Genomic DNA, 1,272 nt, shown 5'->3' with positions numbered 1-1,272 from the left:
TGAGGTTGTCCCCTTGAACCGGACACCTTGATCCCAGACAGCGCTCTGGGGGAAGGATGTCCTCCGTGTCAGGCAAGTCGAAGTACCCCGAGCAGTTCCGCAGGGACGCCGTCGCGTTGGCCCGTTCCTCGGACCGGCCGTTGCGGCAGGTCGCCCGCGAGCTGGGCGTGAACCACGAGACGCTGCGCAACTGGGTCCGCACCGCCGAACAGGCCCAGGCCGCCCCGTCGGCGGGCGGCGTGTCGGCCGATGAGCGCCAGGAGCTGCGGGAACTGCGCAAGCGCGTGGCCGAACTGGAACTCGAGAAGGACATCCTGCGCAAGGCGGCCGCGTATTTTGCCAAGGAGATGGGTCGTTGACCCGCAGCTACCGGTTCATCTCCGAGCACCGCGCCGTCTTCGGCGTCACCCGGCTGTGCAGGGTCCTGGGCGTGCGGCGCCCCGGCTTCTACGAGTGGCTCGCCGCCGCACCGAGCCGGGCGGAGCGGGCGAAGGCGGACGAGCGCCTGGCCGCCGAGATCGCCGAGGTCCATGCCGGTCACCGGGGCGCCTACGGGCGTCCGCGGATCGTCGCCACGCTGCGTCGCCGGGGCCGTCGGGTGAACCACAAACGGATCGGGCGGGTCATGCGCGAGCACGGGGTCGTCGGCCTCACTCGCAGGCGGCGAAGATCTTTGACCAGGCCCGATGCAGTCGCGACGCCGGTTCAGGACCTGATCGGCCGCGACTTCACCGCCCCGACACCGGGGCGCCGGCTGGTCGGTGACATCACGTACCTGCCCACGCGGGAGGGGTGGCTCTACCTGGCCACGGTGATCGACCTGCACAACCGCGAGGTCATCGGGCACGCGATGGCCGACCACATGCGCGCCGAGCTGGTCCGCGACGCCCTCGACCTCGCCGTCCGACGCGGCCTGATCAGCGATGACGCGATTTTTCACGCCGATCGCGGGACTCAATACACCTCCGGGCTGTTCCGCTCCGCCCTCGCCGGTCACGGCATCCGTCCGTCGGTGGGGCGGACCGGGTCGTGCTTCGACAACGCGGTGGCGGAATCGTTCTTCGCCACCCTCAAGACCGAGATCGGCACCACCGTCTGGGACACCCGCGACGACGCCCGACGCGACGTCTTCTCCTACCTCGGCTACTACAACCACGACCGTCTACATTCGACACTCGGCTACCGCACCCCGCACGAAGCCCGCGTCGGCTATCGTCAAGGTCTCACCCTCGTGGCATGAAATCCGGTGTCCGGTCATCGGGGACAACCTCA

Annotated in this window: 2 protein-coding genes; both read left to right on the top strand. The window is 69.2% G+C overall.

The window, feature by feature from the left end; genetic code table 11:
• Nucleotides 1–65 precede the first annotated feature (65 nt).
• Entirely contained in the window at nucleotides 66–359 is a 294-nt protein-coding gene (locus ACIQMJ_RS40880) for a transposase (RefSeq protein ID WP_499766397.1), read from the top strand.
• Entirely contained in the window at nucleotides 356–1,240 is an 885-nt protein-coding gene (locus ACIQMJ_RS40875) for an IS3 family transposase (protein ID WP_499766396.1), read from the top strand. Before ACIQMJ_RS40880 ends, ACIQMJ_RS40875 begins: the two co-directional genes overlap by 4 nt.
• Nucleotides 1,241–1,272 lie beyond the last annotated feature (32 nt).

The organism is Actinosynnema sp. NPDC091369, from assembly GCF_044757065.1.
Taxonomy (GTDB): Bacteria; Actinomycetota; Actinomycetes; order Mycobacteriales; family Pseudonocardiaceae; genus Actinosynnema.
The sequence above is the reverse complement of the archived record's forward strand: the minus strand, read 5'-3'. Positions and strand labels throughout refer to the sequence as shown.